The organism is Flocculibacter collagenilyticus, assembly GCF_016469335.1.
In the GTDB taxonomy this organism is placed as follows: Bacteria; Pseudomonadota; Gammaproteobacteria; order Enterobacterales; family Alteromonadaceae; genus Flocculibacter; species Flocculibacter collagenilyticus.
Map to the genome: position 1 here is coordinate 2841952 of NZ_CP059888.1, position 21319 is coordinate 2863270.

Annotated in this window: 18 protein-coding genes; all 18 read right to left on the bottom strand. The window is 39.8% G+C overall.

The window, feature by feature from the left end; all coding sequences use genetic code 11:
- Nucleotides 1–36: 36 nt before the first annotated feature.
- The 18 genes from HUU81_RS12590 to pyrH all read right to left on the bottom strand — a co-directional run bounded on the left by HUU81_RS12590 (nucleotide 37) and on the right by pyrH (nucleotide 21131).
- Complete coding sequence (locus HUU81_RS12590; protein ID WP_199609280.1) at nucleotides 37–1044, bottom strand: GGDEF domain-containing protein; 1008 nt, start codon at nucleotides 1042–1044, stop codon at nucleotides 37–39.
- 108 nt (nucleotides 1045–1152) lie between these two features.
- Complete coding sequence (locus tag HUU81_RS12595; protein WP_199609281.1) at nucleotides 1153–1707, bottom strand: DUF924 family protein; 555 nt, start codon at nucleotides 1705–1707, stop codon at nucleotides 1153–1155.
- Nucleotides 1708–1729: 22 nt separating this feature from the next.
- Nucleotides 1730–3301 (bottom strand): tRNA lysidine(34) synthetase TilS, encoded by a 1572-nt coding sequence (tilS, locus tag HUU81_RS12600; RefSeq protein ID WP_199609282.1) that lies wholly within the window; start codon nucleotides 3299–3301, stop codon nucleotides 1730–1732.
- A gap of 136 nt (nucleotides 3302–3437) precedes the next feature.
- Nucleotides 3438–4394: an acetyl-CoA carboxylase carboxyl transferase subunit alpha gene (gene accA / locus HUU81_RS12605; protein ID WP_199609283.1), complete on the bottom strand. Its 957-nt coding sequence runs from the start codon at nucleotides 4392–4394 to the stop codon at nucleotides 3438–3440.
- An 18-nt stretch (nucleotides 4395–4412) separates the two neighbouring features.
- A complete protein-coding gene (gene dnaE / locus HUU81_RS12610) occupies nucleotides 4413–7904 on the bottom strand; it encodes a DNA polymerase III subunit alpha (RefSeq protein ID WP_199609284.1) in 3492 nt (1163 codons plus the stop codon).
- A gap of 6 nt (nucleotides 7905–7910) precedes the next feature.
- Nucleotides 7911–8513 carry a ribonuclease HII gene (gene rnhB, locus HUU81_RS12615; RefSeq protein WP_407644825.1) on the bottom strand — a complete coding sequence of 201 codons (603 nt, stop codon included), beginning with the start codon at nucleotides 8511–8513 and terminating at the stop codon, nucleotides 7911–7913.
- Nucleotides 8514–8564: 51 nt separating this feature from the next.
- Nucleotides 8565–9752 (bottom strand): lipid-A-disaccharide synthase, encoded by a 1188-nt coding sequence (gene lpxB / locus HUU81_RS12620; protein WP_199609285.1) that lies wholly within the window; start codon nucleotides 9750–9752, stop codon nucleotides 8565–8567.
- Nucleotides 9753–9755: 3 nt separating this feature from the next.
- Nucleotides 9756–10541 carry an acyl-ACP--UDP-N-acetylglucosamine O-acyltransferase gene (gene lpxA / locus HUU81_RS12625; RefSeq protein ID WP_233520498.1) on the bottom strand — a complete coding sequence of 262 codons (786 nt, stop codon included), beginning with the start codon at nucleotides 10539–10541 and terminating at the stop codon, nucleotides 9756–9758.
- Complete coding sequence (gene fabZ, locus HUU81_RS12630) at nucleotides 10541–10996, bottom strand: 3-hydroxyacyl-ACP dehydratase FabZ (RefSeq protein ID WP_199609286.1); 456 nt, start codon at nucleotides 10994–10996, stop codon at nucleotides 10541–10543. The genes lpxA and fabZ overlap by 1 nt, the downstream gene beginning before the upstream one ends.
- A 13-nt stretch (nucleotides 10997–11009) precedes the next feature.
- Nucleotides 11010–12032 (bottom strand): UDP-3-O-(3-hydroxymyristoyl)glucosamine N-acyltransferase, encoded by a 1023-nt coding sequence (gene lpxD / locus HUU81_RS12635; protein ID WP_199609287.1) that lies wholly within the window; start codon nucleotides 12030–12032, stop codon nucleotides 11010–11012.
- Nucleotides 12033–12071: 39 nt separating this feature from the next.
- Nucleotides 12072–12587 carry an OmpH family outer membrane protein gene (locus HUU81_RS12640; RefSeq protein ID WP_199609288.1) on the bottom strand — a complete coding sequence of 172 codons (516 nt, stop codon included), beginning with the start codon at nucleotides 12585–12587 and terminating at the stop codon, nucleotides 12072–12074.
- Nucleotides 12588–12625: 38 nt separating this feature from the next.
- Complete coding sequence (gene bamA / locus HUU81_RS12645) at nucleotides 12626–15109, bottom strand: outer membrane protein assembly factor BamA (RefSeq protein ID WP_199609289.1); 2484 nt, start codon at nucleotides 15107–15109, stop codon at nucleotides 12626–12628.
- Between the two features lie 21 nt (nucleotides 15110–15130).
- Nucleotides 15131–16489, bottom strand: a complete 1359-nt coding sequence (rseP, locus tag HUU81_RS12650) for a sigma E protease regulator RseP (RefSeq protein ID WP_199609290.1) — start codon at nucleotides 16487–16489, stop codon at nucleotides 15131–15133.
- Nucleotides 16482–17702, bottom strand: coding sequence for a 1-deoxy-D-xylulose-5-phosphate reductoisomerase (ispC, locus tag HUU81_RS12655; RefSeq protein WP_199609291.1), 1221 nt, complete (start codon nucleotides 17700–17702; stop codon nucleotides 16482–16484). Before ispC ends, rseP begins: the two co-directional genes overlap by 8 nt.
- Before the next feature lie 2 nt (nucleotides 17703–17704).
- Nucleotides 17705–18568, bottom strand: a complete 864-nt coding sequence (locus tag HUU81_RS12660) for a phosphatidate cytidylyltransferase (RefSeq protein ID WP_199609292.1) — start codon at nucleotides 18566–18568, stop codon at nucleotides 17705–17707.
- A gap of 11 nt (nucleotides 18569–18579) precedes the next feature.
- Nucleotides 18580–19344, bottom strand: coding sequence for a polyprenyl diphosphate synthase (gene uppS / locus HUU81_RS12665; RefSeq protein WP_199609293.1), 765 nt, complete (start codon nucleotides 19342–19344; stop codon nucleotides 18580–18582).
- A 388-nt stretch (nucleotides 19345–19732) separates the two neighbouring features.
- Entirely contained in the window at nucleotides 19733–20290 is a 558-nt protein-coding gene (gene frr, locus HUU81_RS12670) for a ribosome recycling factor (protein ID WP_199609294.1), read from the bottom strand.
- A gap of 103 nt (nucleotides 20291–20393) precedes the next feature.
- Entirely contained in the window at nucleotides 20394–21131 is a 738-nt protein-coding gene (gene pyrH / locus HUU81_RS12675; protein ID WP_199609295.1) for a UMP kinase, read from the bottom strand.
- Nucleotides 21132–21319 lie beyond the last annotated feature (188 nt).

Genomic DNA, 21319 nt, shown 5'->3' on the forward strand with positions numbered 1-21319 from the left:
ACAGCTAAAGAAAAAAGTATGCTTGTATTTAGGTGGTTATTTTGAGTTATTTTGGTTGGTAGCTAGCTCGATTAGTGCCTCAAGTTCTTTATCATCATTGGGGAACATGGCAAAGTTTATTTCGAATTCTAAGTGAACCATAACACCTTCAAAGTTAATTTTATTGCAATTAAAGTGAACTTTATTAATAAGGTGCTGCACCGACAGCGCATCGCTTACACCATACAATGACAATAAAAAACAGTCCCCCGCTTCTCTCGCTGCTTCATCAGAATCCCGAATGATTGAGCTTAGTTTTGCTGCAAAGTGCACTAGAACTTGATCACCAATGTGGTGGCCATACTTAGCATTAACACTAGAAAAATTTTTTATATTTATGGCAACAATAGCAACACTGCACTTATCGCGAGTAGCCATTTTTAGTTGTTTAGATGCAACTTTTACAAACCCTTTTCTATTATTTATTTGGGTTAAGGGGTCAACATCAGTTAAATAAATACTCTGTACACGATTAATATTTACGGCCAATAGACTGGTCAGTACAGAAAAGTAAGATAGTTGCTCTTTAGACAAGGTTATTGGCGTTGCATCATCAAACGAGCCTGTGCAAAGTACACCAAACTGCTCTTGTCCTAAGCAAACTAGTCCGTTTAGCAAAGAAACTATTCCCATCTTATCAACTACCGATTTATCCATCCTAGACTCGGTGCGTGCGTCAGCGGTAAAAACAGGAGTGTCACTAGAAAATACTTCTTCGAGCCATTTGTCGTCTTTTATATCGACAGTCTGAATGGCTTGAAATCTCTCAGATTTATTTTCATCAGAAAAAGCATGAGAACCGTTGTGCTCACCACGAAAATCTATCAACTCCATTTTGTTAGGATCGCTTTCTTTAAACAAATAAAGCCATACATCATTGAAATGTAACTGAGAGCGAATTTCAGCTTGCAAACTGACTAACATGCGATGAATCGAATCCGAGTCATGCATAGTTTTTACAAGCCTACTTAATGAAAGCAGTAATTCTTGCGATGATTTATCCACAAATTCTACACTTAAAATTGCGTTACTTTAAAAATAGCAGCAATTCAACCATTTGTGAAAATTTCAGGGGGGTTTACCTATTTAGACAATGGAAACACCATTAACCTACTAAAAACCATTGTGCTGTTTTAAAAATTCCAGCTCTTGCTGGGTTGATTCGCGCTTTAAAATGTTATTTCTGTGTGGATAACGACCAAATTTATCAATGATCTTTTTATGCTCTAATTCAAAAGTATAGTTATGCTCTAAACCATCTTGATTAAACAATTTCTCAGCAATTTTATGGATAGCTTTTGATTCACTGTGCATAAACGGCATATACAAAAATGCTTTTTCTTGATTAGTTAGCTGCCTGTCATATTCATGTAATAGCGCTTCCTGCGCAAGGATAAGAGCTAAACTGTCAGCTGAGAATGCTAACGGCGTGTCTCTATGAATATTGCGTGAGAATTGATCTAACACAATGATTTCTGCCAACCGACCTTTTGCAGTGCTACGCCACTCAAACAGCTCCCCAGCTTTCGCTTTATTTAATGTTGTTGCAAATTTAGCCGTAATGATTTGATCAAGTTCGTCACTTTTTTTGAACCAGTCTTCTGCCGATAACTCTTCAAACCAAAAATTAAGTACATCTTGATGCGTGATGTCGCTAGGGTTAGTCATTATTTATTCCTTATCTGCCGATTCATGATCTTGATTTATTGTGCCACGTTATCTCGAGAACATATTCACTTTCCCTGTCAAACAACTTAGCGTCATAGCCCTCAGCCACACACACACCTGCAATAGCAGCCAGCTGGTTATCAATGAATACACATGGTAAATACATCCGTAACCACGGCGGAACGTTATACTCCTTGTATATTTGCTTTAAAGATTTAGCATGCTCGCGTCCTGCAATTTTAATTTTTTTTGGTAATACCAATTCCTTATCTTCATATATATGAGGAAAAGTGACTATTATTTCAGACCGACGACCGGGTAGCGCTACATTAAGTGTGTTGAGTACAAAGTGTAGTGCTAATTCATTGTAAAAGTTACTCGCACATTCATCATTACGTGGTTGATTTTGTTTTTGTTCATACAAGTACGGTGCTTTTACAGCACAATTTACGTTTGCAGGTAAGGACAAACTAATATGGCCTAATTGAGCAGGTAAAAGTGTTGATGAATCAATAGATACAGTGCAAGTGTTATCACTGTTGCTCGTAGTTGATAACGCTTGATAAGTATCCACGTTGCACTGGTAATCTTTTTTTCCTAACAGCTTAGGCAAACAATATAAATAGCCTTTATAGCCGCGCACCTGTATCCCTGAAAACGACACTACCGCATCGTTTCCAAGTTTAGTATTTTGTGAAGAGACTTCAGAAGTATTACAAACAAACTGTTTAATTATTTGCTGCAGGATGGACTCACTCGGCATTTGAAGTTTATGTTGCGCAAACCAGTATCTAAGTACGTATTTTTGCCTGACTTCAGAGTATTCCTGCAACTTAATAACACTTAACGCAGCCCCATCAACCGCCGCCTTATAATCTTGCTGAACATACTCATCCAGCAATTCATCAGCTTGTGCAATATGACGCATACTTCGTGTAACGGTGTGACGAAAACCTTGCCAGTGCTCAGTTAAAATGGGCAGTACATTATGGCGTAAAAAATTTCGATCGTAGTTAGTGTCAGTATTACTATCATCTTCTACCCAAGAAAGTTGGTAAAATTGTGCATAGGCTTCTAACGCTTTCCGTGAAATATCTAATAACGGTCTTACCAATAATGCATCTTCAGTAAAAGCCATCGACTCTGGCATGCCTGATAACCCCTTCAACCCAGCACCACGTTTAAGTTGAAGTAATAAGGTTTCAACTTGATCGTCAGCATGCTGTCCTGTTACCACAATGGCGGGACCAGTTAACGTCTCTTTTATAGCTTGATATCTTAATTCACGCGCTTGTTGCTCTGTGCTGGTTCTACTTTTCTTTACTAGTTTAACTTGCTTATACGAAAAGCTAACATCAAGCGAAGCTGAAAACGCTTGGCAATGCTGCAACCATGAATCAGCAAACTCACTAATTCCATGGTGGACATGAAACGCTCTAATGGTTGATATGCTGTGGTTTTTTTGTAATTGGGCTATCGCGTGTAATAAAACCGTTGAATCTAATCCACCGCTGTAAGCAATCACTATTTCAGAGTACCGGCTAAGAGAAAGTGACAATAATTTATTAGCAATATGCTGGTGAATCTGGTGCATGTTAGCAAATACCTTTTTAGCAAATACCTATTAGTCATGCTAGCGCTGAAGATAGGATTAAATAATAAGCAATAAAAAACCGCCCTAAGGCGGTTATTACAAATTTTTAGCAGTGAAAATAAGTAATAGAACTTATTTAGCAATAACCAAACGACATAATACGTTTATAGCGGCTAGCGAGTAAATCGTCTATCGACATTTCTTCAAGCTCAGCAAGATCTTTTTTGATCATCGCCTTTAAGTTAAGTGCCATCTTATCCATATCTCTGTGCGCACCGCCTAATGGCTCCTCTATCATACTATTAATAAGATCTAATTCTTTTAAGCGTGGTGCTGTTATACCCATTGCTTCAGCAGCTAATTCCGCTTTATCTGCACTTTTCCATAAAATAGATGCGCACCCTTCAGGAGAAATAACAGAGTATGTACTGTATTGAAGCATGTTAACACGGTCACCCACGCCAATTGCCAACGCACCGCCTGAACCGCCTTCACCGATAACAGTACAAATAGTGGGCACTTTTAAAGCCGACATCACTTTCAAATTACGTGCAATGGCTTCACTTTGGCCGCGCTCTTCAGCGCCAACACCCGGATAAGCACCAGGCGTGTCAATAAAAGTAATAATTGGCATTTTAAAACGCTCGGCCATTTCCATTAAGCGTAACGCTTTACGATACCCTTCTGGTTTTGGCATACCAAAATTGCGCTTAATTTTTTCTGCCGTATCGCGTCCTTTTTGCTGACCAATAACCATAACTGGCTGACCATCTAAACGCGCAACACCACCAATAATAGCTGGATCATTAGCGAAAGCGCGATCACCTGCCAATTCATCAAACTCTGTAAAAATACGATCAATGTAATCTTTTGTGTAGGGACGAAGGGGATGGCGAGCTACTTTTGCAACCTGCCAAGCTTCTAGATCAGAGAAGATTTTTGTTGTTAATTCAACACTTTTTTCTTTAAGTTGACTGATTTCTTGCTCTAAACCAAGATCTAATGAACCAGATCGATTAACATTCTTTAATTCTTCAATTTTTGCTTCTAAATCAGCAATGGGTTGTTCAAAATCTAGATAGTTCAAACTCATTAAATTACGCTCAGCTTTTTAAAATATTAATTCTAGTTGTTGTGAGCTTAGCATCCTAAGCTCATAAAGCAGTTCATCTGTTGGTGTAACTCGCCATTTAGTTCCTAAGTCGATCACTGCTTGCGCGTCTTCCCGCGTATAATCAATTTGGATTGGCGTTGCACCTTGTTGAAATGGCTGTAATGCAAGTTTCAACTTAGATAAAAACTGCTCATTTAAATTCTGTTGATGTAACTTTAGCTTAATAGATTTTAAGTACTTTTCACGAGCACTTATTATGTCTATTACATCACGGCCGGTCATTGTATTACCACCGCTAAAGTTATCAAAGCTGACCTGTCCAGATACCACCAAGATTTTGTCTTTTTGCAGCAAATCTTGAAACTTTTCGTAATCAGCAGGAAATAAACGCACATCGATACGTGCACTTTTATCATCTAATGTAACTAAAGCCCACTTTTTATTATTTTTATTTACCAAAACGCGCACACCAATGACCAAACCGACCGCTACAGCAACCTGATCTCTTCGCCCAGGCTCTAAGTCAACTAGCCTTCCGGGTGCATAATGGCGAATTTCGCGCTCATAAGCATTGATCGGGTGGCCAGTTAGGTATAATCCTAGCGTTTCTTGTTCACCTTCTAGCCATTTTTTATCGGCCCATGCTTCTACTTCGTTAAATGGTTGCTCAACTTGCTCTGACTCAGAAGCTAGCAAACCAAATAAATCGCTTTGTCCCATTTGTTCAGCTTTAGCATGTTGGTCGGCAGCACGCATGGCATCAGTAATTGTTGCCATTAATGTAGCACGATGCCCTTGCTCAGGTGAGATACCTAGCTTATCCATCGCCCCCGCTAAAATCAGCTTTTCTAACACACGCTTATTAATTTTCTTTAAGTCGACCTTCGCACAAAAATCAAATAAGTCTTTGAAACTGCCGTGCTTCTTTCTAGCTTCCAAAATGGCTTCTACAGGGCCTTCACCAACACCTTTAATGGCACCAATACCATATACTATTTCACCGTTATCATTAACGGTAAACTTATATAACCCTGCATTTACATCTGGCGGAATGATTTTTAATTTCATTCGGTTACATTCGTCAATAAGTGTAACTATTTTGTCGGTATTATCCATATCGGCTGACATTACAGCAGCCATAAACTCAGCTGGATAATGGCACTTCATCCATAGTGTTTGAAATGAAACTAATGCATAAGCAGCCGAGTGTGACTTGTTAAAACCATAACCCGCGAACTTCTCTACCAAATCGAATATTTTCATTGATAGTTCGCCGTCAATATCGTTATTGATAGCCCCTTCTTTAAAGGTTGTTCGTTGCTTTGCCATTTCCTCGGGCTTTTTCTTACCCATTGCACGACGCAACATGTCGGCACCACCAAGTGTATAACCGGCTAATACCTGCGCAATTTGCATTACTTGCTCTTGGTATAAAATAATGCCGTAAGTGGGCTCAAGGACGGGTTTTAATAATTCATGCTGATAATTGGCATCTGGATATGAGACTTCTTCTCGACCGTGTTTTCGGTCAACAAAGTTATCTACCATGCCTGAATCTAGTGGTCCTGGTCGAAACAGTGCTACTAGTGCAATAATATCTTCAAAACAGTCAGGTAATAACTTACTTATCAAGCTTTTCATACCGCTTGATTCCAGCTGGAAAACCGCTGTTGTTTCTGCTCGTTTTAGCATGTCAAAACTGCGACTGTCTTCAAGTGGAATTGCATTAATATCAATTAATGCTTTACCTTCTTTCACTAACTTTTCGTTGGCCATATCTACCGCCCACTTTAAGATAGTGAGTGTACGTAAACCTAAAAAGTCGAATTTTACTAAGCCTGCTTCTTCAACATCATTTTTATCAAATTGCGTAACCGGCTGTCGTCCTTCATCGTCACAATAAAGTGGTGCGAAATCAGTGATGGTAGTCGGTGAAATAACAACACCACCTGCATGCTTACCAGCATTACGTGTACAACCTTCAAGCTTACGACACATATCAATAAGCTCGCGCACATCTTCGTCTTGTTTGTAAAGGTGGGGTAATTCTGGCTCTTCTTCAAATGCCTTATCTAAGGTCATTCCCGGTGTGGGTGGGATCAATTTTGAAATGCGATCAACAAAGCCATAGGGATGACCAAGTACCCTCCCAACATCTCGAACAACGGCTTTTGCCGCCATGGTGCCGAATGTGATTATTTGAGATACCGCATCACGCCCGTATAATTTAGACACATGATCGATAACTTTATCACGGTTATCCATGCAAAAATCGATATCAAAATCGGGCATCGATACACGTTCAGGGTTTAGAAAGCGTTCGAATAGTAAGTCAAATTCAAGAGGATCCAAATCAGTAATATTTAATGCGTAAGCGACTAATGAGCCTGCACCTGAGCCTCGCCCAGGGCCTACCGGAACATCGTTATCCTTACTCCACTGGATGAACTCCATTACGATTAAGAAGTATCCGGGAAAACCCATTTGGTTAATTACGTCTAGTTCAATTTTAAGACGTTCGTCGTACTCACCACGTTTATCTGCACGTTCTTCAGGATCTGGAAACAAAAACGCTAAACGCTCTTCTAACCCTTCCTCAGAAACTTTAACTAAAAAGTCTTCGGTTGATAATTTTCCTGTTGGGAAGTTAGGTAAAAAGTATTCGCCCAATCTCACTGTTACATTACAGCGTTTAGCGATTTCTACCGTATTAGCAATGGCTTCGGGAATGTCGGAAAACAATGCCAACATTTCTTCTTCGGTTCTTAAGTACTGCTCTTCGCTATAAAGCTTAGGACGTCGCGGATCATCCAACGTATACCCATCATGAATGGCCACACGAATTTCATGTGCTTCAAAATCGTCTTTGCTTAAAATAACAACTTCGTTGGTGGCTACAACAGGTAAATTTGCATAGGCGGCAAACTGAACAGCAAGATGTAAATAATCTTCTTCGTTGGCTCGGTTGGTGCGGATTAACTCCAAATAAAAGCGGTTGTCAAAATGAGTCTGATAAAAAGTAGCTACCTGTTCGGCAAGTTGGTTATTTCCCTTTAATAACGCAATACCAATATCACCGTCTTTAGCGCCTGAAAGAATGATAATCCCTTCATTTAGCTCGGCTAACCATGCTTTATCAATAACGGGTCTATGTTCAACATGCCCGCGTTCGTATGCTTTAGAAATTAACAGCGTTATATTTTTATAACCCTGATTATTCATCGCTAAAAGTGTTAGCCTGAACTGCTCACCTTCCAACTCGTCAGACTGAACCCACATGTCTGCACCAATTATAGGCTTAATACCTGAACCGTGCGCGGCACCATAATATTTAACCAGGCCGCACATATTCATCTGATCAGTAATAGCCATTGCAGGCATGTTGCATTCTTTTACTTTAGCAACAATCGGCTTAACTTTACTGACGCCATCCACCATAGAAAAGTCACTATGGATACGAAGGTGAATAAATTGCGGGTCATCTGGCATTACTTTTTACCCTTGTTGTGTGGCGATTAGTGCTTGTTGAACTGGCTTAAAGCTTTTACGATGAAAAGGCGTTGCGCCCAATTGTACTAATTGCGCTAGATGCTCTTTTGTTGGATAGCCTTTATGCTTGGCAAAACCATAATCAGGGTATTGATTATCTAGTTCTACCATTTCTTTATCTCGAGTAACCTTCGCAATAATCGATGCGGCACTTATTTCAGCGACCAAGCTATCACCTTTAATGACAGCTTCACTTGGCACTGATAATTGGGGGCAACGGTTCCCATCAATATACACATACTCAGGTTTAATGGATAACCCTGCCACTGCTCGCTGCATCGCCAGCATAGTTGCATGTAAAATATTTAACTCATCAATCTCAGCAACAGAAGCTCTTCCAATAGACCAAGCGAGTGCTTTTTCTATTATTTCGGGGTACAGTAAATCACGTTTCTTTTCACTGATCTTTTTTGAGTCAGCAAGCCCAATAATAGGATTATTCGGATCTAGAATAACTGCAGCGGTAACAACATCACCAACTAATGGTCCTCGACCCACTTCGTCAACGCCAGCAATTAAGGTATACGGTTTACGGATAAACGGCATCATAAATCTATTTCTTCTTATAAAACGACACTAGCACTAATACGGGTATGATGACTAGTTATTTGATAGTAATGCGTAAACTGCCTCAGCAGACTTTTTGCTCGCATCTAACTTTATTGTTTGATGTAACTGCGTATAGTGCGTGACTAATTCGCTGCTATCGCTACTTAGCATCTGGTTAACTGATGAGACAAGTTGCTCGGTATTCACTTCATCTTGCAATAATTCTGGCACTAATGCTTTATCTGCCAACAAGTTTGGCAACGAGAAAAAGCGCGCTTTAACTAAACGCTTGAAAATTTGAAAAGAAAGCCACTTAAATTTATAAGCCACTACCATTGGCTTCTTTAATAGCATTGCTTCAAGCGTGGCTGTACCAGAAGCTAGTAGGATACCATCTGCTGCCCCCATCACTTCTCGAGACTGCCCAATAAAATAATGAACCTTTAAGGATGGTGCTACTAGTTGTTGAATTTGCATCACCATGCTTTTTTTATGTTCATCAACACAAGGCACGGCCACCACTAACTCAGCATCGTTACGCTGTAACTGTTCAATTGCTGCAAAAAAAGGCGACGCTAACATCGAGATTTCTGAACCTCGACTACCCGGCAAAACAGCAAGTATGCGTGCTTTTGTTGGCAAGCTTAATTCATGGCGATAGGCTAATGTGTTTGGAATTAAAGGAATATCATCGGCAAGGGTGTGCCCTACAAACTCACATGGCACTTGGTATTTATCGTAGAATGCTTTTTCAAATGGCAATAGTGCAAGTACCAAATTTGTTGCTTCAGCAATTTTAAATATACGTTTTTGTCGCCATGCCCAAACAGATGGACTCACATAGTGAACGGTCTTAATTCCCTGCTGTTTTAATTTGAGCTCTAAGCCTAAATTAAAGTCAGGTGCATCTATACCAATAAACACATCGGGTGGGTTTTCAGTAAAATATTTTACTAATTGTTTTCTGACTGACAATAAACGTGGCAATCTTGACAGCACTTCAACCAAACCCATTACCGCCAACTCTTCCATAGCAAACAATGAGCGGCAACCTAGAGCATTCATCCTTGGTCCACCTATGCCAACAAACTCTAATTCCACTTGTTCATTTGGCAACGCATTGCTATTTGCAATTTCTGTTTGATATTGATGCTTTAGGGCTTTTATTAATCCTTCACCTAAAATATCGCCGGAGTGTTCCCCGGCGACAATTCCTATCGTAATTTTTTTTGTGGTCATGGTTTAGCGAATAATGCCTCTAGGAGAGTCGGCTATAAAATCAATAAATGCTTTCACTTCGGGATACGCTTGTGCACTTTCTTGTAGCTCTTGCTTAGCCTCGTCAATCGTTAAGCCTTTTCGGTAGACTGTACGGTATGCACGCTTAATTTCTGTAATCGCAGTTTTACTAAAGCCTCGACGCTTTAACCCTTCCGAGTTCAACCCAAAAGGTGTTGCATTTTGCCCTGCGGCCATGACATAAGGCGGAACATCTTTTACAACTACAGAACCTACCCCACAGAAACTGTGCGAACCAACTTTACAAAATTGATGCACACCAGTAAAGCCACCAAGTATTGCCCAGTCACCTACTTCAACATGGCCTGCGATCGTTGCGTTATTTGCGAATATATTATGATCACCAACAATACAGTCATGCGCGATGTGTACATACGCCATAAACAAGTTATCACTACCAATCGTTGTAATACTGCTATCTTGTACTGTACCACGGTGAATAGTAACGCATTCTCTGAAAATATTATTGTCGCCAATAATCAATTCAGTGCGCTCACCTTTGTATTTTTTATCTTGGCATTCTTCACCAATTGAAGAAAATTGAAAAATACGATTATTTTTACCAATTTTAGTGGGTCCTTTCACTACAACATGAGACTCTAAAACCGTGTCATCACCGATTTCAACTTCATTACCAACATAACACCATGGGCCAATAACAACGTTACGCCCAATTTTTGCACCTTGCTCAACAATTGCTGATGAATGAATTCCACTAAATATTGTCACTAATTAAACTCTCTTCTCGCACACATAATTTCCGCAGAGCAAACCGTTTTGCCATCTACTTTAGCTTCTGCATTAAACTTCCAAATGCCTCTGCGTTCTTTTAAGAACTCAACGTGCAAATGCATTGTGTCTCCTGGCAATACAGGTTGTTTAAATCTAGCGTTGTCGACACCTGCGAATAAGTATAGCTCGTTATCAGAAGTATCTTGCACAGTTTTAAACCCTAATAAACCAGTGGCTTGCGCTAGTGCTTCTAAAATGAGAACGCCTGGAAAAATAGGCCTATCGGGAAAGTGTCCTGTAAACATCGGCTCATTTACCGACACATTTTTAATAGCGTGAAGATATTCACCTTCTTTGTAGTCTAATACTCTGTCTACAAGTAAGAATGGATAGCGATGCGGTAACAACGCCATAATCTCTTGAATATCTATTGTGTTTAGTTCGTTAGCCACAGCTTACTTCCTATTATTTTTCATCTTTAGATGCAGCTTCCAGCTGCTTAATACGTTTATGCATTTCATCAAGCTGACCAAAACGTGTCGCATTCTTGCGCCAAGCTCTATTGGTAGACGCTGGTATACCTGAAGAGTAAACGCCCGGCTCAGTGATAGGTTTAATAATCATAGACATACCACTAATGTGAACCCCATCGCAGATTTCGATATGGCCATTAATTGCAGATGCACCGGCAATCGTACAGTTACGGCCAATCACAACACTGCCTGCAATGACTGTCATACCTGCAACTGCACTGTTTTCACCAATATGAACGTTATGTGCAATTTGACATAAGTTATCAATGATAACGCCATCAGCTATTTCAGTATTATCTAGCGCACCTCGGTCAATACAGGTGTTAGCACCAATTTCAACTCGGTTCCCAATGACTACACTGCCAACTTGGGGTATTTTAACCCACTGGCCCTGATCATTCGCATAACCAAAACCATCCGCACCAATTATTGCACCAGATTGTACTAAGCATTGCTCACCAATACTGACTTCGTGATAAACGGTTACGTTCGCCCATAATTTGGTACTTTTGGCAATTGAAGCATTTCGACCAATAAAGCATCCAGCTCCAATTTGAACATCGTCAGCTAAATGTACACCTTCTTCAATAACCGCGTTAGCGCCAATACTTACACCACTACCAATCGTTGCAGTGTCAGAAATTTGCGCTGTTGGGTGAATGTCTGTGGCTGCATCCGGTGTATTATCTAAAAACTGGGCAAGCTTAGCGTAACCAACATACGGGTTAGCCAGAATTAGCTTGTTAGTTGAGCAATAAGGCACATCTTTTTCGGTAAGCAATACAGCTGCTGCATTTGAGTCATCAAGATATTTGCGATATTTACTATTGGAGAGAAACGTTATTTGGTTCTTATTTGCTGCTTGTAGCGTTGCTATGCTATCAATCACAACCGTTGGGTCGCCTTGTAATTCAGCGCCCAACAGTTTAGCAATTTCAGATAAAGTTATTTTCATAGATAACTAATTTATCCTACCTATCTGCTGATTAAATTTTTACTTAATTTTACTTACACGATCAACAATTTTGCTCGAAATATCTGCTTCGCCTTTAACAAATGCAACCGCATTTTTGTGAAGCACAAGATCGTATTTACCGTTTTGAGCTTCAGCATCAATTGCCTGCTTGATAAGCGCTAACAATCTATTACGCTCTTCAACTTGACGGCGCTGTAGTTCATCTTGCAGAGGCTTACCTTTAGCTTGGTATTCTTGCTGTAAGTTAGTGATCTTAGTTTTAAGCTCTTCTTGTTGAGCGTTGCTCATGGTTGCACCATCACGCTTTAGCTTTTCTAAGTTAAATTTGATATCACTTTCTAGCTTGCTCACTTCTGTAAACTTTTCAGCAAATTCGTTTTTGATTGTCTCTTGAATATCTTTCGCTTGAGGGATTTGAGTGAAAATAGATTGTACATCCACAGTCGCGATTTTTTGATCAGCTGCTTGTGCAGTACCAGCTAACGTTAATGATGCTAATAGAGCAACTGCTGTATTTTTAACTAATGATTTCAAGGTATAACTCCTTCATGTATAAATTAGATTTATTATAATTAGAATGTTGTTCCGATGTTGAAACTAAATACTTCTGTTTCATCACCCGTCTGTTCTTTTAGTGTTTTAGCAAAACTGAATGCCATCGGCCCCATCGGTGATATCCACTGAATAGATAAACCCGCCGAAGCACGATATAAACCAGGGTCAGAGTAATCCGATAACTTATCTTGCTCAGTTTGCGAAAGGTGGCTGAATCGATTTAAATCAAATTCAGTATCCCAAACGTTACCTACATCAACAAATAAACTTGTTCTTACTGAATTAGTAAAGTCTTCAGATAAGAAAGGTGTTGGGAAGATAAGCTCTAAGCCAGTATGAACCATTGCGTTACCACCCGTTGAGCGTAACGATACACCTATGCTATCAAAGTCATTGCCAACACCAATGACACCGCCTCCATTAATAGGATCTCCGCCACCGCCAATTTCTGTTGGAGACAAATATACCGCTCTAGGGCCTATAATATTATTTTCAAAACCGCGAACCTCTTTACCACCTAAACGGAAGTTTTCTGAAAATGGTAATGTTAACTCAATACCATTTTTTTCTCCGTAACCATTACCATAGCCCATTTTTAAACGAGTTAATAATGACCAACTATGATCATTCGTCAATGGGAAATAAAAGCGAGAGTCAAAATTTAGTTTAAAGAACTTATTGTCAGAATTTGGTGTTGAAACAACCATCGACAAGCTTTGGTTTGAACCCGCGGTAGGAAACAGCCCTCTATTAAGTGTACTACGAGACCAACCTGCGAAAAGCTCTATATTGTCAAATTCTAACCCACCATCCGGATCATTCGGATCTGAATATAGCGCTATATAGTTCTTAATTTGCTCGTATTCTTGCAGTTGCGATACTTCATTAGACTTAAAGGTGGCACCAAACTGCAACCGATTAAACTCAAATATAGGGAAGCTGGTTGTAAGACCAATACCATAAGATTTATTTTTATACCTAACTAACTGAGCGCTACCAGCATCAAAGTTACTATAAAAAATATTCCCACCTAAGCTTATTCCATCCATCGTAAAGTAAGGGTCTGTATAAGACAAACTAATATTCTGTGCTGCGCTATAGGTATTTAAATTAATTCCAACACGGTTACCTGTACCTAAAAAGTTATCATGTTGAATACCTGCTTGGAATGCTAACTTACTATAACTACCGTAAGATACACCTGCTTGGAATGAGCCAGAAGGTTGTTCTTTCACATCAAATACAACATCGACCAAGTCATCTTCCCCTGGTACAGGATGTGTTTCATATTCAATTTTTTCTAAGTACTTTAAGCGTTGTAGATAGTTTTTAGATAAATCCAATGAATTATTAGATAACCAAGCACCTTCCATTTGCCTAACTTCACGACGTAGTACTTCATCTGCAGTTGCTTCGTTACCTACAAAATCTATGCGTCTAACATAAATGCGTTTGCCTGGATTTACCGAAATAGTTAGATGGACTTCTTTTTTCTCATCATCAATTTCTGGAATTGTTCTAACTTCAGAGTTTGCGTAACCAAAGCTACTTAAATAGTTAGAAATCATCTCTTCAGTATGAGTTACTAATGCACCGTTATAGAGTTCATCTGTTTTAATTGGGATGAACTTTTTAACAAAATCTTCTTTACCTAATAAGTCACCAATAAAGTCGTAGCCCTTAACGGTATACTGCTCGCCTTCAGAGACGTTAAAGGTAACATATACAGACTCTTTATCAGGACTAACCGATACCTGATTAGATTCAACATTGAAACGCAAATAGCCGCGGTCTAAGTAATGGCTGCGAATAGTTTCTAGATCACCTTGAAGCGCTTGTTTTTGATAACGGTCACTTGAAAAGAATTTCCACCACGGCAAATCTTGCTGAGATTCAATATTCTTTAATAGCTCTTCATCTGAAAAAAGTTCATTACCGACAATGTTGATTTGCCTTACAGAGGCAGCTTCGCCTTCTTCAAACTCCAGTTGAAGCCTAACTCGATTACGTGGTAGATACGTTACTACGGCTTCAACTTTAGCGTTATATTTACCGACACCGTGGAAAAAATCAATTAAGCCATTTTCTATCCCCGTTAAAAGGGTTTTATCTAGCGGCTCACCGACTACGATATTATTATTTTTTAAACTATCTTGAAGTTGCTCATCTTTAATATCGTCATTACCTTCAAACGTAATATCGCTGATGGTTGGGCGTTCAGTTACTTCAAATATAACTTTATTGCCATCTTTATAGACTTCGATATCGTCAAAGTGACCTGACAGATAGAGGGCTTTAACGGTTTGAGAAACAGTGAAGTCAGAAACTTCATCACCAATGCTAAATGGAATATACGTTAATGCAGCACCTAAGGTAACTCGCTGTAAACCATTTACTGCTAAATCATCAACTACAAAGCGTTCTTCTGCATGAACTGGTGTAGTTGCAGCAATACTTGCTCCTACCAGTGTCGAAGCTATTAATAAATTCTTTAATGCCATTGTTTGTTTTTACTTCCTGAGTTATCCAAGGCGTGAGATATCGTTCAATAGAGCTATACTCATTAACGCAAATAATACTAATGCACCGATTTTAAATCCTGCTTCTTGCGTCTTTTCAGAGACAGGTTTGCCACGCAGAAGTTCAATTACATAATAAAATAAGTGTCCACCATCCAAAATGGGTAGCGGTAATAAATTAATAACGCCTAAATTTACACTGATTAACGCTAAAAAGCTAAGAAAGTATACTAAGCCATATCCTGCGCTATCTCCAGCACCTTGCGCTATTGAAATTGGTCCACTTAAACTTTTAACCGAAACGTCACCGACCAGTAACTTTCCAATCATATTGAAGCTTAGTTCAACTAGCTGCCATGTTTTTTCAGCCCCTTTAATTAAGCTTTCAATTATGCCGTACTGCAAATTAATGCGAAATTCATCAGCCAGTGGTAATACTTTGGGACTAACGCCCAAAAAGCCTTGAGTAAAGCCATCACTAGTTTGCCTTCCATCAGGCGTAACCGTTAATGACAAATTAGCGTTATTACGCTTAACCTCAATAATCAGTGCTTTATTAGGGCTGTTTTGAATAATTTGAACTGCATCTTTCCACGTATCAATATACAAGCCATCAATACGCAGTATTTCATCACCAACTAATATTCCTGCACGTTGTGCAGCACTGTCATCAGAAATACCATCAACAATCGTTGTTACTGTTGCACTATAAGGGGTAATACCTAAGCTCGATAAAGAAGACTCCTTATCTGGCGCAAAGTTCCAATTTGAAAGTGTTAATGTATATTTTTTTGTCATTTGGTCATGAATTGAGCGTGTTTCCAACTCTAAGCTTTGCTCACCAATCTTGCCCACAAAAGCTAAATTTACTGCTCCCCAGTCTGGCGTTTTTTGTCCATCAACAGCAATAATTTGTTGATCGCCCTCTACACCCGCAACAGCAGCGATAGAGTTAGCTTCAACATTCTGAATAACTGGTTTAACGCTTGGAATTCCAATTAAATAAACCAGCCATAACGCAAAAACTGCAAATATAAAATTAGCAAACGGTCCGGCAGCAACAATCGCCATTCTCTGCCAAACACTTTTACTATTAAAGGATACCGATTCATCTTCTGGCGCTACATCATCAACTCGCTGATCTAGCATACGCACGTAACCACCTAGAGGAATTAACGCAATCACATACTCTGTCCCAGTACGCCCTACCTTGCGCCAAATGGGCTTACCAAAACCAATAGAGAAGCGAAGTACTTTTACTCCATTGCGTCGTGCCACCCAAAAGTGACCATATTCATGAATAGTAATTAATAAGCCAAGTGCGACAACAAAAGACGCTAAGTTCCAAATAAAATCAAACATTCATATAACCTTGACGCTTATTACTGTTCAGCCACTCATTCGCAACAACGCGTGCGGCATTATCAATTGCTAATACATCATCAATACTTTCAGCACGGGGTGAGCCGATAGCGGTCATCGAGTGTTTAACAACCGTAGCAATGTCAGTAAAACCAAGTTGGTTATTTAAAAACGCCTCTACCGCTATTTCATTCGCTGCATTTAGCACGGTGGTAGCGCCCTGCCCTTGATTACACGCTTCAATAGCAAGTGCTAAGCACGGATAACGGGCAAAATCGGGTTCAGTAAAAGTAAAATCTTTACATTCAAAAAAGTTAAGAGGCTTAACACCTGAGTCAATTCGCTGAGGAAAGGCCATAGCATGTGCAATAGGCGTGCGCATATCTGGGTTGCCCATTTGAGCAATCACCGAGCCATCCACATATTGCACCATGGAGTGAATAACACTTTGCGGATGGATCACTACTTCAATATCTTCAGCACTTGCATTAAATAGCCACTTAGCTTCAATAAACTCTAGCCCTTTATTCATCATGGTTGCCGAGTCTACTGAAATCTTTCGTCCCATAGACCAGTTAGGATGGGCTACAGCTTGTTCAGGTGTCACACAAGACAAGTCAGAGATAGGAGTATTTAAAAAAGGGCCACCAGAGCCAGTCAGTAAAATTTTAGATACGCCTTGGTCGGCGAAATGATGCTGGTATGCACTTTTTTGAACATCAAAAGGCATACACTGAAAAATTGCATTGTGCTCACTATCAATAGGCAGCAAGATTGCATTGTGCCTAATTACTTCATTCATAAAGAGTTCACCAGACATGACTAATGACTCTTTATTAGCTAGTAACACTTTTTTACCCGCTCTAACGGCGGCCAGTGTAGGTAATAGTCCTGCCGCACCTACAATCGCGGCCATTACCATATCCACATTCATGTCTTGCGCCACTTGGCATAACGCTTGTTCGCCGTGCAAAACATCAACTGCATCTATTTCAGTATGTGCTTTTAATTTAACGCTTAATTGATCTGCTGCCTTCTCATTAACCACAACAACACGAGTGGGTTTAAACTCAATAATTTGCAACAACAGCTCATTGATATTGCTGTTGGCAGTTAAACTTTCCACTCGATATAAATCAGGATTCTTGCGGACAACATCCAGTGTACTTTTACCTATTGAACCGGTTGCACCTAAAATGCAAAGTGATTGCATGGTTATCCCCAAAAGCTATAGATAACAATAAACACAGGTGCCGCTGCTGTTAAGCTATCAATGCGATCTAACACACCACCATGCCCAGGTAGTAACTTACCACTATCTTTGATACCAGCATCACGCTTTAGCATACTTTCACTTAAGTCACCAACCGCTGACGCCAACGCGATAATCGCCGTAAAAAAGGCATATTCCAACCATAGGGAATGAGAAACATCATGATAATAAGAAATGGCTAATACAAATAACACCGCAAACAACACCCCGCCAAGTAAGCCTTCCATTGTTTTATTTGGACTTACATTAGGCATTAATTTGTGTTTTCCAAATGACTTACCAGAGAAGTAAGCGCCAATGTCGGTTGCCCAAACAATGCCTAATACGATGCATATCATCCATGCACCAAAAAATGCGTCTTGCTCATAATTCATATGGCGTAATGCATTTATTGCTAACCATGCCGGTAACAAAGTCAGCAAGCCAAAAGCACCTTTAACGGCAATATTTTTACGCCAAACACGCTGACCGCGAGGATAAATTAAAATAAATGCTAACGATAGCGCCCACCACACAGCGGCTGTTACCACTCCCACTTGGTAGGGCATAGCAAGTTGGTTATCACCCACCCAAATGTTTTCAGCGGGCACCATAAATTGTGTTATTGCCATCACTCCAAATAACAGCACACAGAATGCGATACGCTGTACCTTGCTTGTGAAGCCCATAAATGGCCCCCACTCCCACGCTCCAAGCGTGATGACAACAGCAATAAATAATGAAAAATACAAAGGAGGCAAATAGAAAATAGCCGCAATAACTAATGGAGCTAATAATAATGCTGTAATAATTCGTTGTTTTAACAAAAGGCTATTCCTTAACTTTCTTGCTGCATCAGTGCTTTTATTTGACCACCCGTACAACCAAATCGTCGTTCACGTGACACAAAAGTAGCAACGGCTTCAGAAAATACATCTTCATTAAAATCAGGCCACAATACTTCTGTAAAATACAATTCTGCGTATGCAGCTTGCCATAATAGGAAGTTGCTTATGCGGTAGTCACCGCCTGTTCTAATTAACAAGTCCAATTGAGGCTGGTCTGATAAATTCATAAATTGTGAAAAAGAAGACTCATTAATATCCTGCACCGACATCACGCCATCGGCAACTTGTTGCGCAGCTTGTTGCGCAGCTTGAACAATATCCCACTGGCCGCCATAATTAGCCGCTATATTCAGTGTTAATCCTGTGTTCGTAGCTGTTAAAGCTTCAGCGTCTTTAATCTTCTGCTGCAATTTACTACTAAACTGGGTTTTATCTCCAACCACTTTGAGCTTTACATTGTTTTTGTGTAACTTTTTTACTTCATTGCTCAAAACAAAAATAAATAACTCCATTAGAGTACTTACTTCTTCTTCTGGACGTCGCCAGTTTTCACTACTAAAAGCGAATAAGGTTAGCGACTGAATACCCAACTTATGGCAAAAACGCACAGACTCGCGCACTGACTCAACGCCATTTTTATGGCCCCACACGCGTGGTTTACCTTGTTGCTGAGCCCAGCGCCCATTTCCATCCATAATAATGGCAACATGTTTAGGTAGCGACTGCTGTGCCAAAACCTGTTCTTCAAACGACATAAAAATAGCCTTAGTATAATTACCTGTATTGGGTGGACAGACAGGCTAAGAGCAAATATCCACCTTAACTACCTAACACCTATAAAAAGCGCCGCGTAGTATAACCGAGAGAAGTCCAACTGGCAAAGTTCAAGCGTGGAATTATGAGTTTAGCGGAAATGAGGAGAAATAAAAAATCACACGCTTTTATTAAGACAGTGTAATTCTGGCCTTTTTTCAGCGGGGTGTTATTTAAAGAATAAGTTAAAAAATATACATCACTCTTACGGAAACAAAAAAAGCATACAAATCAATAAGCAATTTACTTATTCGTTGTATGCTTTCCGTTACCGATATGAACTCAATGTAAGTTCATCAATTTCCAAAAGTACGCGCTAGCAATGCTAGGTTACACTTCCATCAACTCAGCTTCTTTATCAGCTAACACTTCTTCCATGCGCTTAATAGCAGCATCAGTTAACTTTTGAATTTCTTCTTCAGACTGGCGCATTTCATCTTCAGTCACTTCTTTATCTTTAAGCAACTGTTTTACATCGCCATTTGCATCACGACGAATATTACGCACCGCTACACGTGCATTTTCAACTTCTGCTTTAACTATTTTAACTAAGTCTTTACGACGTTCTTCAGTTAAAGGCGGTAAAGGTACACGAATCACTGTGCCAGCTGACGCAGGGTTTAAGCCTAGATCAGAACTTAAAATCGCTTTTTCAACAAGTGGCGTTAACGATTTATCAAAAACAGTGATAGCCAGTGTACGAGAATCTTCAGTGATTACATTAGCAACCTGATTCAATGGTGTATCAGCACCATAGTAAGATACTTTTATACCATCCAATAGGCTTGGGTGTGCACGACCTGTACGGATTTTTGATAGCTGGCTTTTTAGCGCTTCTACGCTTTTTCCCATGCGACTTTGCGCATCTTCTTGAATTTCTTTTATCACAGTACGATTCCTATACTTTTTTTGTCTTTAAACTTTTTAAATACGTTAATATTTTGCGTCTAGCGTAATAAGTTACCGCTTACTAATTACGCTAAAAAATGCATTATTCAGCAACTGCGTGGCTAATATGAGTGCCTTCTTCCTCACCCATTACAACGCGCTTAAGTGCACCCGGCTTGTTCATATTAAATACACAGATTGGTAATGAATGATCGCGCGCCAACGTAAATGCGGCCAAGTCCATTACCTTTAATTCTTCATCAATTACTTTGTTATACGTAATATTGTGGTGCAGTGTTGCATCCGGATTGGTTACTGGATCGGCAGAGAACACACCATCAACCTTAGTCGCTTTTAATACTGCATCAGCTTCAATCTCAATACCGCGTAAACATGCTGCCGAGTCTGTAGTAAAAAATGGGTTGCCTGTACCTGCCGCTAAAATAACCACACGGCCAGACTTGAGTAAGCTAATTGCTTCTGCCCAGTTATAGTTATCACAAACACCATTTAATGGTACCGCAGACATCAAACGTGCATTTACAAATGCACGATGAAGCGCATCTCTCATCGCTAGACCATTCATTACGGTTGCAAGCATGCCCATATGGTCACCAACCACCCTGTTCATACCCGCTTTTTCTAGCCCTTCACCGCGGAAGATGTTACCACCGCCAATGACTAGCCCTACTTGAATGCCAAGCTCCATTAACTCTTTTATTTCTTGAGCCATTCGGTCTAGCACTTTAGGATCAATACCGAATCCTTCGTCCCCCATTAATGCTTCACCACTAAGTTTAAGTAATATGCGTCTAAAAGCCGGTTTTGGATTTGTACTCATAATGTTCTCTGTGTAATTGAAGGACTGATTGTGTTTACTTGGCTTACACATTGTATAAGCCAATACCTATTTATACTCGAATCAACATAAATAGGTATTGGAGATACAAAATAACCGCAGGTTAAAAACCGCGGTTATTTTATTGAATCTTATTGGCTATTCAAAGCCTCAAGCATCTTCTTTTCGTA

What these genes read in the sequence shown, in the direction of transcription:
- lpxB (WP_199609285.1), bottom strand. Translation starts at nt 9,752, where the DNA reads ATGACCACAAAAAAAATTACGATAGGAATTGTCGCCGGGGAACACTCC.
- uppS (WP_199609293.1), bottom strand. Translation starts at nt 19,344, where the DNA reads ATGTCGTTTGAAGAACAGGTTTTGGCACAGCAGTCGCTACCTAAACAT.
- ispC (WP_199609291.1), bottom strand. Translation starts at nt 17,702, where the DNA reads ATGCAATCACTTTGCATTTTAGGTGCAACCGGTTCAATAGGTAAAAGT.
- rseP (WP_199609290.1), bottom strand. Translation starts at nt 16,489, where the DNA reads ATGTTTGATTTTATTTGGAACTTAGCGTCTTTTGTTGTCGCACTTGGC.
- tilS (WP_199609282.1), bottom strand. Translation starts at nt 3,301, where the DNA reads ATGCACCAGATTCACCAGCATATTGCTAATAAATTATTGTCACTTTCT.
- lpxD (WP_199609287.1), bottom strand. Translation starts at nt 12,032, where the DNA reads ATGAAAATAACTTTATCTGAAATTGCTAAACTGTTGGGCGCTGAATTA.
- dnaE (WP_199609284.1), bottom strand. Translation starts at nt 7,904, where the DNA reads ATGCCAGATGACCCGCAATTTATTCACCTTCGTATCCATAGTGACTTT.
- rnhB (WP_407644825.1), bottom strand. Translation starts at nt 8,513, where the DNA reads ATGATGCCGTTTATCCGTAAACCGTATACCTTAATTGCTGGCGTTGAC.
- bamA (WP_199609289.1), bottom strand. Translation starts at nt 15,109, where the DNA reads ATGGCATTAAAGAATTTATTAATAGCTTCGACACTGGTAGGAGCAAGT.
- HUU81_RS12595 (WP_199609281.1), bottom strand. Translation starts at nt 1,707, where the DNA reads ATGACTAACCCTAGCGACATCACGCATCAAGATGTACTTAATTTTTGG.
- accA (WP_199609283.1), bottom strand. Translation starts at nt 4,394, where the DNA reads ATGAGTTTGAACTATCTAGATTTTGAACAACCCATTGCTGATTTAGAA.
- pyrH (WP_199609295.1), bottom strand. Translation starts at nt 21,131, where the DNA reads ATGAGTACAAATCCAAAACCGGCTTTTAGACGCATATTACTTAAACTT.